Raw genomic sequence first — 14841 nt, 5'->3', positions numbered from 1 at the left:
GGCGCCACTGGCCCGCTCGGGGTGGTCCGCAACCGAGATCCGAGGGGGTTTTATGTTTTCACAGGATGACACAGGAGAAGAGGGCACCGCCGGGACTGAATCGGGGGGCCACGGGGAGCGGATTCGCAGCGATGTGGAGCGAGTGGCTGACCTCGCGTACCACGGCTTCGCCGGCCCCACCTACCGCGTCTTCGAGGACGACCTGTGCCGTACGAGCCTGCCGGTGCTGCGCGGCATGCTGCGCAGCGGAAAGCTGCCCCGGCTGTCCCAACGCAAGCACCAGCGGTGCGGTATCGCGCTGTACGTCCATGACGAGGATCTCCGGCTGCTGCACAACAGCGCCGAGGCACGCGACGAGATCGCGGTGGAGATATTGCTTCGGGCGCTGAAGTCCTTCCGTGACAACGCGCTCGTGGGCGGCGGGTGGAACCCCCGGCATGCCGGGCGTCACGGCCCTTGCTCCCTGACGACCTACTTCATCGGACAGTGCGTCTGGGAGTTCCGCCGCGTCTACCTGCGATGGCGCCGCGCTCGACTCCGCCTGGCGGAACATGAGGTGGCGGTGCGCGGCAGCGACGCGCTACTCCAGCTGCTGCAGACTCCCAGCAGCCTCCCCGGCCCCGACGCCCGGGCTACCGGCGGCCCGCTGACCGAACTGATCAGCAGGCGCTCGGCCGAGTCCCGGGCGGTCGTGTTGCTCGCCCACGAGGGCTACGACGACTCCCAGATCGCCGAGCGGCTCAAGACCACCGCCGCCGCGGTGCGCCAGCACCGATACCGATTGCGGCAGGACATCAAGCGGGCACAGAAGGCCGGCCGTGTGTGGCTGCCCCGCCAGCTGCGCAGCGAGTGCGGGGAGGCACGGTGACCCGGCCCGAGAACACACGCGGCCGCACCGCGATAGCACTGACTGCGGTGCCTGCGGGCACCGCAGCTCTGGCGGGCGCCCCCTGGCAGGTGGTGGTCGCAATCAGCACGGCGAGCATGCTGGTGGGGGTGCTGAGCGCTGTTTTCCCGCAGAACTCCCGGGACCGGCTGATGTGGTGGCGGGACCGGCGCCGCTACCAGGAGAAAGCCCGCCAGCACCGGGACCGCGCGCCCAGCACCCCGGCGGTGCACCAAAGGCAGGGACCGATCCCCTGACCGGTCAAGACGGTGGGCCTGCCCCGCCCGATGACAACGGCGCGGCGCGGGCCGAACGCGCCGCGCCGTTACGCGGCTTGCCCGACGTGACGCGGGCCGGGAAGGCGGGCGGACCGACAGCCCGGGTACCCCTGGTGATGGGCGCTCACCGTCTCTCCTTCTCATGGAGAGGAGAGGCCGCGCTCGGTGCAGTCGCCTCCGTGTCCGGGGGCGCCACCGGACATGACCTGGGACTTGCGCGGCTAACTCCCTGACGGTTGAAGGTCTGTTCGTCCCTTCACCGCGTGCTGCCGCACACGAGAAGCAAAGGTTTGCCATGTCCACCACAAACGACCGGACGACCCGCAGCCGCACGGACGGCCGCCGACGCAGCCGCCCACGCCGGCCCCGGCACCTGCGGACCGCCCCCGCTCCCAGGACGCCCTCGGCTGGACCACACTCGGGCTGTCCGCAGCGTGCTGCACCACCGGCGTGGTCCTCACCCTGACCGGCTACAAGGAAGCGGGCCTCACCCTCCTCCAGGGCGGAATTCTGCTGGGAGGTATCCGCCCCCAGAAGTAGGGCACGGTCGCGGGCCCCTGTCGCCGTCCGGCGGCGGGGGCGGCGCCCACCCCGCGCCGGCCGCAGCACCCCGCAGTCGTCGCAGAACCGCAGGGCGCTCGGCGCGAGCGACACCGCCGGACTCCCGGCCGCCGCGGAAAGCTGGCAGCACTCCGGGAAACGCAGCTGCCAGGCGGCGCGTGCACCCGGTCCCAGCCCCAGGCGCCTACGAAGGAGACACCCATGTCCGAGACCGGGACCCCGCAGATGCGGGCCGTCAGCCAGGACGCCGCCGGAGGCCCTGAGGTCCTCAAGGTGATCACGACCGGCCGGCCGGTGCCCGGTCCCACGGAGATCCTGGTCCGGGTGCACGCCGCAGGCGTCAACCCGACCGACTGGAAGACGCGGGACAGCGGCCGGTTCCTCACCGGCAGCAGCGCGCAGCCGTTCATCCTGGGCTTCGATGTCTCCGGTGTGGTCGAGGCGGTCGGCCTCGGCGTCACCCTCTTCGAACCGGGCGACACGGTCTTCGGCATGCCGCGCTTCCCGCACCCCGCCGGGGCCTACGCCGAGTACGTCACCGCCCCGGCCCGCCACTTCGCCCGCCTTCCCGCGGACCTGGACCACGTCCGGGGCGCCGCGCTCCCGCTGGCGGCGCTGACCGCCTGGCAGGCCCTGGTCGACACCGCGCAGGTGCAGCCCGGCGCGCGGGTGCTGATCCATGCCGCGGCGGGCGGCGTCGGTCATCTCGCGGTGCAGATCGCCAAGGCCCGCGGCGCGTATGTGATCGGCACCGCCCGGCGGGCCAAGCACGACTTCCTGCGCGGTCTGGGCGCCGACGAACTCATCGACTACACGGAGCAGGACTTCGCGACCGCCGTACAGGACGTCGACATCGTGCTCGACACCATCGGCGGCGACTACGGCGCCCGCTCCCTGCGCACCCTGCGTCCCGGCGGCTCCCTGGTCTCGATCCTGCCTCCGGACGACAGCCTTCCCGCCGACCAGGCGCGTGCGGCGGGCGTGCGCGCGCAGTTCGTCCTCGTCGAGCCCGACCGGGCCGGCCTCCAGGCCGTCGCCGACCTGGTGAACACGGGAAAACTGCGGGTCAACATCGACTCGGTGCTCCCGCTCGAGGACGCCGCCAAGGCGCACGCCCTCGGTGAGACCGGCCGCACCACCGGCAAGATCGTCCTGACCGTCGCGCCCTGACGACGGCCACCGCGCCGAGGCCCCGGGACATCGCGTATCCGGCAACCACCGGGGGCGCTACGGGTGCGGGTGCGGTGCCGTCTGCCGCCGGGTGGCGCCGAGGGTGCCGAGCAGGGCCAGTGCCTCGGCGCTGGGGCTGCCGGGTTCGGCGTGGTAGATGACGAGTTGCTGGCCGGGTGCCTCGCGGACGTCGAAGGCCTGGTAGGTGAGGGTGAGCGGCCCGACATCCGGGTGGTGGAGGAGTTTCGCCTCCTGCGTCTTACCGCGCACGGTGTGCGCCTGCCACAACGCCGAGAAGGCGCGGCTCCGTTCGGTCAGCGTGCCGATGAGCGCGTTGAGCCGCGGGTTGTCGGGATCGCAGCCGGCCGACTGCCGGAGGTTGGCCACGGTGGCCTGCGCGGTCCGGTCCCAGCGGGTGTAGAAGTCCCGGCCGGCCGGGTCGAGGAAGGCCATCCGGGCGAGGTTGTCCGCGGGGCTGAACGGTGCGTACAGGGCGTCGGTCAGGGCGTTGGCGGCCAGGATGTCCAGGGCGCGGTTGACGACGAAGGCCGGGGTGTGGGCGTAGCCGTCCATGAGCTGGCGCAACGCCGGGCTGACCGCGTTCCGCTCGGGCACCGGGCGGTCGTCAGGGGCGATGCCGGCCAGCCGGTAGAGGTGGGCGCGGGCGTCGGTGTCGAGGTGGAGGGCCCGGCTGAGGGCATCGAGGACCTGGCCCGAGGGGTGGCGTTCCCGGCCCTGTTCGAGGCGGGTGTAGTAGTCGGCGTTCACACCGGCCAGCACCGCGACCTCCTCACGGCGCAGCCCGGCGACCCTCCGTACGCCGTAGCTCGCCATACCGACGTCTTCGGGCCGCAGGCCGGAGCGCCGGGCGCGCAGGAAGTCTCCCAGGTGGTTGTCGGGCATGCCCCGAGGTTAGGCGGACGGCCGGCGCGCTGCCTGGGTGTACGGCACCCAGGCAGCGCGCATTCCGGCCGGCGAGAGGTCCTCCGGCATCGCCGGAATCAAGCTGGTGGCCGACGGCGGCCTGACTGCACACGGACCGGCCCCGCGCGGGGAGGGTGCTCGACCGTCCTTGTGGCCGGCGGGTTACGGAGCCTCAGATCCGTGTAGGTTCTCGCTTCCGGTGTCATGTGCCGACGCCGGGAGCTGGACATCGCTCTTCAGCCTCACGACATGTCGGCCGGCGGCTGTCTCCGATCGGTGTCATTTCCTCAGGCTGTCCAGCAGGCTGCACCGCTGCCCAGGGGCGTCACGAACCTGCTTCGGCACCCATCCGTTCCCTCCACTCGCGCACGGTTACTGCTCGCTCGATGCGGCTGACGATGTCCTTCTTGGAGGCCGTGTCCAGGGTCTCCGGGATCTTGTCGAAGGTGTCGGGAAGGACGTCGAGGAGACCCCAGATCTGTTCGCCGGTGTTGACGGTCAGCAGTTGCTGGCACCTCCACTGCAGCGCCCTCTCGGGGTGGTGCGTGAGCCGTTGCACGAGCGTAGGGAACAGGTAGTGCGTCCCCTCTGCGGCGAGGTGCTCTCGGAGCCAGTCGACCGGGAGCCGCTGGCTGAAGCTGTGTATGGCGGCCTCCTGGGCAAGGGCCAGGAGATGAGCTGTGTCGACGACTCGGACGGTGCGGGGGAGGGTCGGGGTCATGTCGGGATGATGCCAAGAAGTCTCGGCGGGCCGAGATGTCAGCGGGGCCGGGATGCGATCCGGCGACGGGCCGCCCCCAGACTTCCTCGAACTCCTCGGAGGTGAGTTGTTCGGGGCGTGCCCTTCCCATTCCGAGACGGGCAGCTTGGCTGTGGTCCCGAACCTGCTGTCGTACTCATCGAGGCCTGCGTCGTAGGCCCGCTGCCACTCGGCGAGGGAGGCAGCTGCGATCGGGGTCAGCTCAGGCCCTTCGAGTTCGACCTGCCGGATCACTCAGCCTTCGGCGTCGACCTCAAAGTAGAACCAGACATCGTCCTCGTCCCAGTAGCAGCGCATCCATGTCTTCACGAGCCCATGATGGCGGCGGTCTGCACGCCGGCCGCTGCGGTGTCCCATACCTGTGGATGGTCACCTGGACCACTGGGATGCTCCTGCTGTGACCACCACTACGAGCAAACTGCAGACCGACGCCGGATGGGACGGCCCCTATTACCGTGTCCTCGCCGGAGGATTCGAGGCACTGTTCCTCCCGAGCCCTGACGAGGTGCTCGATGAGGTCTGCAATGTGGATGTCGAGGTGCACCTCCCCGATGGCTCTCGCTGGAGTGCGACGGTCTTCACCCTCGCCGAGGTGGACCGGCTGATGAGGAGGTGGGAGGGGACCGGAGAAGCGGCAGGGGGCCAGTGCTTCAGGTGCTCGGACGGGCTGATCGTTCGAGACCCTGGCATCCACGGCATGGTGGACGTGATCGCCAAGCTGCTTGCGTCGGGAGAGTTCGACGGGGCCTTTCATCGCCTTTCCGACCCGGAGTGAACTTCGGGTTACGGGTCTTGGCCCAGCGGGCCATGTTCGCGGTGCTCATGCCGGCTTCTCGGGCGGGGTCCGGCAGCGTCCGGCGGCGGTGGACGACTGGTCGATGAGCCAGTCCCGTTCGACGGTGCCGCGGCGCTTGCAGTCCTGTGGCCCCTCCCGGAGCGGGATGCCGTATTCGTTGGCGAGATCGGTCAGCACCCTGCGAGAGCTCCGCCAGTTGTGATGTTTTGACCGGGCGCCGGGGACATCCGCGCTGACATCCACTGCCTTGGTCGAGACCGGCGTCAGCCGGATCCCCGTGCTGCAGCGGGTGTACCAGTCCATCCCGACACTCAATTCGGCCTGCACCCAATTGAGCGTCAGCGGGTCGAACGCAAAGACGTCCCAGCGGGTGGAGTCCATCAGCAGGTACTCGCCCCGCCGTGTCGGCCGCTACGGCAGCGACCTGCGCATCTCAGCTCGGTGTCGGATCCGGCTTCCATCCGACACGGACCGGGAGATTCCGACCCGAAATCCGAGACCCCGCAATCCGTCCGCTCACGTCTGCGCCATGTCCACGAACCGCGAGTAGTGGCCCTGGAACGCCACCGTGATCGTGGCCGTGGGGCCGTTACGGTGCTTGGCGACGATCAGGTCGGCCTCACCGGCGCGCGGGGACTCCTTCTCGTAGGCGTCCTCGCGGTGCAGCAGGATGACCATGTCCGCGTCCTGCTCGATCGAACCGGACTCACGGAGGTCGGAGACCATCGGCTTCTTGTCCGTACGCTGCTCGGGACCACGGTTCAGCTGGGAGAGCGCGATGACCGGGAGCTCCAGCTCCTTCGCCAGCAGCTTGAGGTTTCGGGACATGTCCGAGACCTCCTGCTGACGGCTCTCGGCGCGCTTCGAGCCGCCGGACTGCATCAGCTGGAGATAGTCGATGACGACCAGCTTGAGTTCATTGCGCTGCTTGAGACGGCGGCACTTCGCGCGGATCTCCATCATCGACAGGTTCGGCGAATCGTCGATGTACAACGGCGCGGCCGAGACATCCGGCATCCGTCGCGCCAGCCGGGTCCAGTCCTCGTCCGTCATGCTGCCGGACCGCATGTGATGCAGCGCGACCCGGGCCTCGGCGGAGAGCAGACGCATCGCGATCTCGTTGCGCCCCATTTCCAGCGAGAAGATCACGCTCGGCAGATTGCTCTTGATCGAGCAGGCCCGCGCGAAGTCCAGCGCCAGGGTCGACTTACCCATGGCGGGACGGGCCGCGATCACGATCATCTGGCCCGGGTGCAGCCCGTTGGTCAGGGAGTCCAGGTCGGTGAAGCCGGTCGGCACACCCGTCATCTGGCCCTGGCGGGAGCCGATCGCCTCGATCTCGTCGAGGGCGCCTTCCATGATGTCGCCGAGCGGGAGGTAGTCCTCGCTGGTCCGCTGCTCCGTGACGGCGTAGATCTCCGCCTGGGCGCTGTTGACGATCTCGTCGACATCGCCGTCCGCCGCGTATCCCATCTGCGTGATGCGGGTACCGGCCTCGACCAGGCGGCGCAGCACGGCCCGCTCATGGACGATCTCGGCGTAGTACTCGGCGTTCGCGGCGGTCGGTACGGACTGGACGAGGGTGTGCAGATACGAGGCGCCGCCGACCCGGGCGATCTCGCCGCGCTTGGTGAGCTCCGCGGCGATGGTGATCGGGTCGGCCGGCTCGCCCTTGGCGTAGAGGTCGAGGATGGCCTGGTAGACCAGCTCATGGGCGGGGCGGTAGAAGTCTTCGCCCTTGAGGACCTCGACGACGTCCGCGATGGCGTCCTTGGACAGCAGCATGCCGCCGAGCACGGACTGCTCGGCGTCCAGATCCTGCGGAGGGACCCGCTCGAAGCCGCCGGTCCAGGAGCCGCCGCCGTCGTCGTCCCGTTCCTGCCGGTCGCCACGGCCGCGGCCCTTGCCCTCGCCCCGTCGGGAGCGGGCGGCCGGCAGCAGGTCGCTGGGACCGGAGTCCGCCCAGGGGTCTTCCATGGGCTCGGGAATACTCACCCCGGCACCTCCTCCCGTCCGCGGCGCGGACCTTGCTGTGCGGTTCTTTCTTACGGCACAGCTCTGACAATCGAGACGCCCGACTCCGGTTACGGCGCGTCGAGTTCGGACGATGTCTCAAGCCGGAACAGGCGGCGGGTGCCGGACCACGGTAGGCCCGTGGGCACCGTCCGCCAATCTGGTTATCCACAGGCCGTGTGGATGACCGCCCTACAGCTGTGGAGAACTCCCCGGATCCTGTGCACAGCCCGGGGGAAACTTCTGTGGACAAGCACACAATCACCCCACCCTCAAGCCCCTGACCTGCACTTTCGTCATCCATAGGCTGTGGGGGAGAAAAACTTTTGCCACCGGTTCAAGATCACGACAAAGGGTGCGGGGGAGACGGCTCCACACAACGGAAAGTAAGGAGTGCACAGGGTTTGCATCTCTTACCTGTGGAAGATTAGATTGCGCGCATGACCCAGGCTCCCGCGACAGCACGCCGCACCGGCCGCCGCCATGACCGCGAGATCATCGCCCTCGCGCTGCCCGCCTTCGGCTCACTGGTCGCGGAACCTCTCTTCGTCATGGTCGACAGCGCCGTCATCGGCCACCTCGGCACGCCCCAGCTGGCCGGCCTCGGTGTCGCGGCCGCCCTGCTGACCACCGCCGTCTCCGTTTTCGTCTTCCTCGCCTACGCCACCACCGCCGCGGTCGCCCGCCGGGTCGGCGCCGGCGACCTGCCCGCCGCCATCCGCCAGGGCATGGACGGCATCTGGCTCGCCCTGCTGCTCGGCGCCGCCGTCATCGCCGCAGTGCTGCCCGCCGCTCCCTGGCTCGTCGAGGCCTTCGGCGCCTCCGGCACCGCCGCCCCGTACGCCACGGCCTACCTCCGCATCAGCGCCCTGGGCATCCCCGCGATGCTCGTCGTGCTGGCCGCCACCGGCGTGCTCCGCGGCCTCCAGGACACCCGGACCCCGCTCTACGTCGCCGTCGGCGGCTTCTCCGTCAATGCCGCGCTCAACATCGGCCTGGTCTACGGCGCCGGCCTCGGCATCGCCGGCTCGGCCTGGGGCACGGTCCTCGCCCAGTGCGGTATGGCCGCGGTCTACCTCGCCGTCGTCGTCCGGGGCGCGCGACGGCACGGTGCCACGCTGCGTCCCGACGCCGCGGGAATCCGCGCCTCGGCCCAGGCCGGGGTGCCGCTGCTGGTCCGTACGCTCTCGCTGCGCGCGGTGCTGATGATCGCCACCGCGGTCGCCGCCCGGCTCGGCGACGCCGAGGTCGCCGCCCACCAGATCGTGCTCACGCTGTGGTCCCTGCTGGCCTTCGCGCTGGACGCGATAGCCATCGCCGGGCAGGCCATCATAGGCCGCTATCTCGGGGCCGGGGACCGCGACGGTGCCCGGGCCGCCTGCCGCCGCATGGTCCAGTGGGGCATCGCCGCGGGCCTGGTCCTCGGTGTGCTGGTCGCGCTGGCCCGCCCGCTGTTCATCCCGCTCTTCACCGCCGACCCGGCCGTGCAGGACCCGCTGCTCAGCACGCTCCTGGTCGTGGCCGTGACCCAGCCGGTCTCCGGCATCGTCTTCATCCTCGACGGTGTGCTGATGGGGGCGGGGGACGGTCCGTATCTCGCCTGGGCCATGGTCGTGACGCTGGCCCTGTTCGCGCCGGTGGCGCTGACCGTTCCGCTCTTCGGGGGCGGACTGGTCGCCCTGTGGTGGGCGATGGCCCTGATGATGACCGTGCGGATGCTGACCCTCTGGCTACGGACCCGGTCGGGCCGGTGGATTGTGACCGGAGCCTCGCGTTGAAGCATCTCCCCGTAACACGCAGCGCGTGTCAATAATGACCCTGTGCGCTCGCTTGCCAGGAATTCCGTGCTGCCCCTGACGTTTGTCGTCATCGTGGCAGCTGCTGTGGTGGGGTACGCCACGGAGAACACCGCGACGAACAGCAGCGGCGGCGGTGACCACAGCAGCTTCGGCAAATCCGGCGAGGCGGGCCAGGACCCCCAGGACCAGGACCCCGCCGCGACCGCCCCGGCCGGCGACGGCAATGCCTACACCCCGCGCCGCACCGAACAGAACGCCCGGGTCGGTGCGGTCTTCGAGAAGGACGACTCCGGCGACCATTTCTGCACCGCGAGCGTGGTGCAGAGTCCGGGCCGGAACATGCTCATCACCGCGGCACACTGCGCCTTCGACAGCGACGGCAAGACCCCGGTGGACGACCTGGTCTTCGCCCCCGACTACCGCGACCACGACGAGCCCACCGGCCTGTGGAAGGTCAGGAAGGTGGTCCTCGACGACCGCTGGACCAAGTCCAACGACGAGGATCTCGATGTCGCCTTCCTCATCCTCGACAAGAAGAAGGGCAAGCAGATCCAGGACGTCCTCGGCGGAAACACCCTCGGGATAGACCGCGGCTTCCACAACCAGGTCAAGATCACCGGCTACCCGACCAGCCGCGACACCCCGATCTCCTGCCAGAACCGCACCACGAAGTTCAGCAACACCCAGCTGCGCATCCACTGCACCCACTTCGAGGGCGGTACCAGCGGCAGCCCCTGGCTCGCCGACTACGACCCCAGGAGCCACACCGGCACGGTCATCGGCGTCCTGGGCGGCCACGAAGGCGGCGGCGACGAGGACGATGTCTCCTACGCCGCGTACTTCGACGACGACATCGCCGCGCTCTACAAGCGCGCCCAGGAAGCGGACTGACACCGCCGGTTCCGCACTCCGCACACGGCAAAGGGCCGCACCCCGGTGACGGGATGCGGCCCTTCGGCGTGGAACTGCGATTACGCGGCGACGACCTCGACGCCGAGCTTCGCGACGACCTCGGCGTGCAGACGCACGGAGATCTGGTGCGCGCCCAGGGTCTTGATCGGCGAACCGAGCTCGACACGACGCTTGTCGACGTCCGGACCACCGGCAGCCTTGATCGCCGAGGCGACGTCGGCCGGGGTGACGGAGCCGAACAGGCGGCCCGCGTCACCGGCGCGGACGGCCAGCTTCACGTTGACGCCCTCGAGCCGGCCCTTGATCTCGGTGGCCTGCTCGATCGTGGCGATCTCGCGGATCTTGCGACCGCGACGGATCTGCTCGACGTCCTTCTCGCCACCCTTGGTCCAACGGATCGCGAAACCACGCGGGACCAGGTAGTTGCGGGCGTACCCGTCCTTGACGTCAACGACGTCGCCGGCGGTGCCGAGGCCGGAGACCTCGTGGGTGAGGATGATCTTCATGATTCGGTCACCCTTCCCTTATCGCGCGGTGGACGTGTAGGGCAGCAGCGCCATCTCACGGCTGTTCTTCACGGCCGTGGCGACGTCACGCTGGTGCTGAGTGCAGTTGCCGGTGACCCGGCGGGCACGGATCTTGCCGCGGTCGGAGATGAACTTCCGCAGCAGGTTCGTGTCCTTGTAGTCGACGTAGGAGATCTTCTCCTTGCAGAACACGCAAACCTTCTTCTTAGGCTTGCGAGCAGGCGGCTTCGCCATTATCTCTCTCCAATGAGTTCAAGAAGTTTGTGCTGACGCCCTCAAGGCCACCGGCCGCTTCACGGCGTCGTTTCACGTGAAACGACGCGGAGTCGGGCCGGCTGAAGGACCTAGAAGGGCGGCTCGTCCGAGTAGCCACCGCCGGAGCTACCGCCCCAGCCACCGCCGCCGCCACCCTGCTGGCCACCGCCGGCCGGACCGCCGGTCGCCCACGGGTCATCGGCAGGAGCTCCGCCGCCCTGCTGACCGCCGCCGGGACCGCCGCCCCAACCGCCGCCACCCTGGCCGCCACCCTGCTGACCGCCGCCGAAGCCGCCGCCCTGGCCACCACGACCGCTGGTCTTGGTGATCTTGGCTGTGGCGTTCTTGAGGCTCGCGCCCACTTCCTCGACGTCGAGCTCGTAGACCGTGCGCTTCACGCCCTCGCGGTCCTCGTACGACCGCTGCTTGAGGCGGCCCTGGACGACCACGCGGGTACCCCGCGTCAGGGACTCGGCGACGTTCTCCGCCGCCTGGCGCCACACCGAGCAGGTCAGGAACAGGCTCTCGCCGTCCTTCCACTCATTGGTCTGGCGGTCGAAAGTGCGGGGAGTGGACGCGACGCGGAACTTCGCGACCGCCGCACCGGACGGGGTGAAGCGCAGCTCGGGGTCGTCGACAAGATTGCCGACAACCGTGATGACGGTCTCGCCTGCCATTAGGGGAACCTCTCGGCGGGTGTGCTGCTGGCTGCTGGTGTTGCTGCTACTCGAACCCGGTTACCGCTGGACGCTGTCGCGTTCAGTGGGTCTCGGGACGGAGGACCTTGGTCCGGAGGACCGACTCGTTCAGGTTCATCTGACGGTCGAGCTCCTTGACGACCGCAGGCTCGGCCTGCAGGTCGATGACCGAGTAGATGCCCTCGGGCTTCTTCTTGATCTCGTAAGAGAGACGACGACGGCCCCAGGTGTCGACCTTCTCGACCTTTCCGTTGCCCTCACGGACGACGGAGAGGAAGTTCTCGATCAGCGGGGAGACAGCGCGCTCCTCGAGATCGGGGTCGAGGATGACCATCACCTCGTAGTGACGCATGTAGAACCCACCTCCTTTGGACTCAGCGGCCACGGTCGTTCCGTGGCAGGAGGGTCGTATGCGTTCCGCGCCCGGCCCGTCCGGTGCTCCGGGCAGACATGGGCGCAGACCGTACAGAGTACCTGCCTGAAGCCTTCCGGTTGAAATCCGCCCACCGCACCCCGCAATCTGGAACACAACGGGTGTGAGCGGCGTTACAGTGCGCCGCCCTGTCATCGGAGGTGCCGCATGGCACAGGCACGGACCCAGCGCAGTCTGCTGTCGCTGCTCAACAGTGACGGCAAGGACCATCCCGTCGAGAACACCTTCGCCATCGTGACCATGGTGCTCGGCGCGATCGCCATCTTCACCACGCTCTCTCCCAGCCTGCACCTGGTCAGTTCCTGGGTCGGCCTGATCGGCATCGGCACCGGCCTGTGGGGACAGTTCATCTCGTCGACGACCGGCGAGCGCTTTCTGTTGATCATCGGGCTCGGGGCGGCGTCCGTCGGCTTCTACCTCGGCCTGGCACACGGCGGCCTTTTCGGCGGCGTCTTCGGCTGACCGGCAGGCCATCCGGGGCTGCGGCCCGTACGGCCCAGACGGGGCGCTCCGTGGTCACAGTAGGCTTCGGCGCGAGAGCCGGAGCCCCGACCATGGGGACACACCTGCCCGAGGAGCGCCCCGCATGAGCCTGACCCTGAGGACCATCAGTCGAGAGCAGCATCTGGCATATATCCAGAGCCTGCCCGCGGCGAGCCACATGCAGGTTCCTGCCTGGGCAGACGTCAAGGCGGAATGGCGCGCGGAGAGCCTCGGCTGGTTCGACGCGAGCGGCGAGATGGTCGGCGCCGGCCTGGTCCTTTACCGCCAGGTGCCCAAGGTCAAGCGCTACCTCGCGTACCTGCCCGAGGGCCCGGTCATCAACTGGTACGCGCCGAACCTGGAGGACTGGCTGCAGCCGATGCTCGCGCATCTCAAGCAGCAGGGCGCCTTCACCGTGAAGATGGGCCCGCCGGTCATCATCCGCCGCTGGGACGCCCCGGCGATCAAGGCCGGTATCCAGAACCCGGACGTCAAGCGGCTGCGGGACGTCGAGGCGACCCACATCGAGCCGCGCGCCTTCGAGGTGGCCGACAAGCTGCGCCGCATGGGCTGGCAGCAGGGCGAGGACGGCGGCGCGGGCTTCGCCGACGTGCAGCCGCGTTATGTCTTCCAGGTGCCGCTGGCCGACCGTTCGCTGGAAGAGGTCCACAAGAACTTCAACCAGCTGTGGCGCCGCAACATCAAGAAGGCCGAGAAGGCCGGTGTCGAGGTGGTCCAGGGCGGCTACGACGACCTCGCCGAGTGGCAGCGTCTCTACGAGATCACCGCGGTGCGCGACCAGTTCCGGCCGCGTCCGCTCAGCTACTTCCAGCGCATGTGGACGGCCCTCAACGCCGAGGACCCCAACCGCATGCGGCTGTACTTCGCCCGCCACAACGGCGTGAACCTGTCGGCCGCGACGATGCTCGTCGTCGGCGGCCACGTCTGGTACTCCTACGGAGCCTCGGACAACATCGGCCGTGAGGTCCGGCCCTCCAACGCGATGCAGTGGAAGATGCTGCAGGACTCCTACGCGCTCGGCGCCAGCGTCTACGACCTCCGCGGCATCAGCGACTCCCTCGACGAGAACGACCACCTCTTCGGCCTGATCCAGTTCAAGGTCGGCACGGGTGGGCAGGCGGCGGAGTACCTCGGTGAGTGGGACTTCCCGCTCAACAAGCTCCTGCACAAGGCGTTCGACCTCTACATGGCGCGCCGCTGACCCTCCACCGCACCGTTCGTCACCTGAGACACCCCCCACGAGAAAGGTTCCGGGCCCGGCCATGGCGCTCACCCTCTACGTCGACACCGCGCGCTGGCGGGCGCATCAGCAGAGCGTTCTCCAGCAGTTCCCCGGGTTGGTCCCGGTCTGCAAAGGCAATGGTTACGGCTTCGGCCATGAGCGCCTCGCCGACGAGGCGACCCGCCTCGGTGCCGACATCCTCGCGGTCGGGACGACCTACGAAGCGGCGCGCATCAAGGACTTCTTCAGCGGTGATCTGCTCGTCCTGACGCCGTTCCGCCACGGCGAGGAGCCGGTGCCGCTGCCCGACCGGGCGATCCGCTCGGTGTCGTCGGTGGAGGGTGTCGGCGGCCTGGTCGGTGCCCGGGTCGTCATCGAGGTCATGAGCAGCATGAAGCGCCATGGCGTCAAGGTGGAGGACCTGCCGAAGCTGGCCGCGGCCATCGAGGACATCCGGCTCGAGGGCTTCGCGATCCACCTGCCGCTGGACCGCACCGACGGGTCCGACGCGGTCGAAGAGGTCATCGGCTGGATGGACCAGCTCCGCGCCGCGCGTCTCCCGCTGCACACCATGTTCGTCAGCCACCTCAAGGCCGATGAACTCGCCCGTCTCCAGCAGCAGTTCCCGCAGACGCGCTTTCGCGCGAGGATCGGTACCCGGCTGTGGCTCGGCGACCACGAGGCCACCGAGTACCGCGGTTCGGTGCTGGATGTCACCCGCGTCGCCAAGGGCGAACGTTTCGGCTACCGCCAGCAGAAGGCGGCCTCCGACGGTTACCTGGTCGTGGTGGCGGGCGGCACCTCGCACGGGGTCGGGCTGGAGTCGCCCAAGGCGCTGCACGGTGTGATGCCGCGCGCCAAGGGCGTGGCCCGGGCGGGGCTGGCGACCGTGAACCGCAATCTTGCGCCGTACGTGTGGGCCGGGAAGCAGCGCTGGTTCGCGGAGCCCCCGCACATGCAGGTGTCGATCCTGTTCGTGCCGGGGGACGCCCCGCAGCCGCAGGTCGGCGAGGAGCTGGTGGCCCATCTGCGGCACACCACCACGCAGTTCGACCGCCTCGTGGACCGCTGAGCCGTCCGGGGCGTCGTCACACACCACGGGC

At 69.1% G+C, this 14841-nt stretch carries 16 protein-coding genes and 2 pseudogenes; 9 read left to right on the top strand and 9 right to left on the bottom strand.

Going from position 1 to position 14841, the window contains the following annotated elements; genetic code table 11:
* The first annotated feature begins 142 nt into the window (after positions 1-142).
* From ACFW5B_RS00645 to ACFW5B_RS00635, 3 genes are all read left to right on the top strand, one after another.
* Complete coding sequence (locus ACFW5B_RS00645) at positions 143-868, top strand: hypothetical protein (RefSeq protein ID WP_386431050.1); 726 nt, start codon at positions 143-145, stop codon at positions 866-868.
* A 47-nt stretch (positions 869-915) separates the two neighbouring features.
* Entirely contained in the window at positions 916-1143 is a 228-nt protein-coding gene (locus tag ACFW5B_RS00640; RefSeq protein ID WP_386431048.1) for a hypothetical protein, read from the top strand.
* Positions 1144-1926: 783 nt separating this feature from the next.
* Positions 1927-2895, top strand: a complete 969-nt coding sequence (locus tag ACFW5B_RS00635; RefSeq protein WP_386431046.1) for an NADP-dependent oxidoreductase — start codon at positions 1927-1929, stop codon at positions 2893-2895.
* A gap of 57 nt (positions 2896-2952) precedes the next feature.
* Here ACFW5B_RS00635 and ACFW5B_RS00630 read toward each other — a convergent pair whose 3' ends face one another.
* From ACFW5B_RS00630 to ACFW5B_RS00620, 3 genes and pseudogenes are all read right to left on the bottom strand, one after another.
* Positions 2953-3798: a helix-turn-helix transcriptional regulator gene (locus ACFW5B_RS00630; protein ID WP_386431044.1), complete on the bottom strand. Its 846-nt coding sequence runs from the start codon at positions 3796-3798 to the stop codon at positions 2953-2955.
* Between the two features lie 346 nt (positions 3799-4144).
* Positions 4145-4540 (bottom strand): hypothetical protein, encoded by a 396-nt coding sequence (locus tag ACFW5B_RS00625; protein ID WP_386431042.1) that lies wholly within the window; start codon positions 4538-4540, stop codon positions 4145-4147.
* Between the two features lie 38 nt (positions 4541-4578).
* A pseudogene (locus tag ACFW5B_RS00620) lies at positions 4579-4876 on the bottom strand (hypothetical protein).
* A 100-nt stretch (positions 4877-4976) separates the two neighbouring features.
* Between ACFW5B_RS00620 and ACFW5B_RS00615 the strand changes: the two are divergent.
* The gene (locus ACFW5B_RS00615; RefSeq protein WP_386431040.1) at positions 4977-5354 is read left to right on the top strand and encodes a hypothetical protein; all 378 of its coding nucleotides are present in this window, start codon (positions 4977-4979) and stop codon (positions 5352-5354) included.
* 249 nt (positions 5355-5603) lie between these two features.
* Here the strand turns inward: ACFW5B_RS00615 and ACFW5B_RS00610 are convergent.
* Both ACFW5B_RS00610 and dnaB read right to left on the bottom strand, forming a co-directional pair.
* Positions 5604-5786, bottom strand: a pseudogene (locus ACFW5B_RS00610) (hypothetical protein); the annotation flags it as partial.
* A gap of 105 nt (positions 5787-5891) precedes the next feature.
* Positions 5892-7370, bottom strand: coding sequence for a replicative DNA helicase (dnaB, locus tag ACFW5B_RS00605; RefSeq protein ID WP_386431038.1), 1479 nt, complete (start codon positions 7368-7370; stop codon positions 5892-5894).
* Between the two features lie 458 nt (positions 7371-7828).
* Here dnaB and ACFW5B_RS00600 point away from each other — a divergent pair, with 458 nt between their 5' ends.
* Both ACFW5B_RS00600 and ACFW5B_RS00595 read left to right on the top strand, forming a co-directional pair.
* The gene (locus tag ACFW5B_RS00600) at positions 7829-9166 is read left to right on the top strand and encodes an MATE family efflux transporter (protein WP_386431036.1); all 1338 of its coding nucleotides are present in this window, start codon (positions 7829-7831) and stop codon (positions 9164-9166) included.
* Between the two features lie 66 nt (positions 9167-9232).
* Positions 9233-10078: a trypsin-like serine peptidase gene (locus tag ACFW5B_RS00595; protein ID WP_386431034.1), complete on the top strand. Its 846-nt coding sequence runs from the start codon at positions 9233-9235 to the stop codon at positions 10076-10078.
* Between the two features lie 80 nt (positions 10079-10158).
* Here ACFW5B_RS00595 and rplI read toward each other — a convergent pair whose 3' ends face one another.
* From rplI to rpsF, 4 genes are all read right to left on the bottom strand, one after another.
* Positions 10159-10605 (bottom strand): 50S ribosomal protein L9, encoded by a 447-nt coding sequence (rplI, locus tag ACFW5B_RS00590; protein ID WP_386431032.1) that lies wholly within the window; start codon positions 10603-10605, stop codon positions 10159-10161.
* Between the two features lie 18 nt (positions 10606-10623).
* Positions 10624-10860, bottom strand: coding sequence for a 30S ribosomal protein S18 (gene rpsR / locus ACFW5B_RS00585; RefSeq protein WP_003978893.1), 237 nt, complete (start codon positions 10858-10860; stop codon positions 10624-10626).
* A gap of 110 nt (positions 10861-10970) precedes the next feature.
* A complete protein-coding gene (locus ACFW5B_RS00580; protein ID WP_042150951.1) occupies positions 10971-11558 on the bottom strand; it encodes a single-stranded DNA-binding protein in 588 nt (195 codons plus the stop codon).
* An 82-nt stretch (positions 11559-11640) separates the two neighbouring features.
* On the bottom strand, positions 11641-11931 hold the full coding sequence (rpsF, locus tag ACFW5B_RS00575; protein ID WP_006604399.1) for a 30S ribosomal protein S6: 291 nt from the start codon (positions 11929-11931) through the stop codon (positions 11641-11643).
* A 228-nt stretch (positions 11932-12159) separates the two neighbouring features.
* On the opposite strand from rpsF, the gene ACFW5B_RS00570 reads away from it, so the two are divergent.
* The 3 genes from ACFW5B_RS00570 (at position 12160) to ACFW5B_RS00560 (ending at position 14810) form a co-directional block, all read left to right on the top strand.
* Positions 12160-12474: a hypothetical protein gene (locus ACFW5B_RS00570; RefSeq protein ID WP_386431028.1), complete on the top strand. Its 315-nt coding sequence runs from the start codon at positions 12160-12162 to the stop codon at positions 12472-12474.
* Positions 12475-12598: 124 nt separating this feature from the next.
* Positions 12599-13717, top strand: a complete 1119-nt coding sequence (locus ACFW5B_RS00565; RefSeq protein WP_386431026.1) for a lipid II:glycine glycyltransferase FemX — start codon at positions 12599-12601, stop codon at positions 13715-13717.
* 61 nt (positions 13718-13778) lie between these two features.
* Complete coding sequence (locus ACFW5B_RS00560) at positions 13779-14810, top strand: alanine racemase (protein WP_386431024.1); 1032 nt, start codon at positions 13779-13781, stop codon at positions 14808-14810.
* Positions 14811-14841: the final 31 nt, after the last annotated feature.

Origin of the sequence: Streptomyces sp. NPDC058773, assembly GCF_042746015.1 — a bacterium.
In the GTDB taxonomy this organism is placed as follows: domain Bacteria; phylum Actinomycetota; class Actinomycetes; order Streptomycetales; family Streptomycetaceae; genus Streptomyces.
Note: the sequence above shows the minus strand (reverse complement) of the source record. Positions and strands in the feature narration are given on the sequence as shown.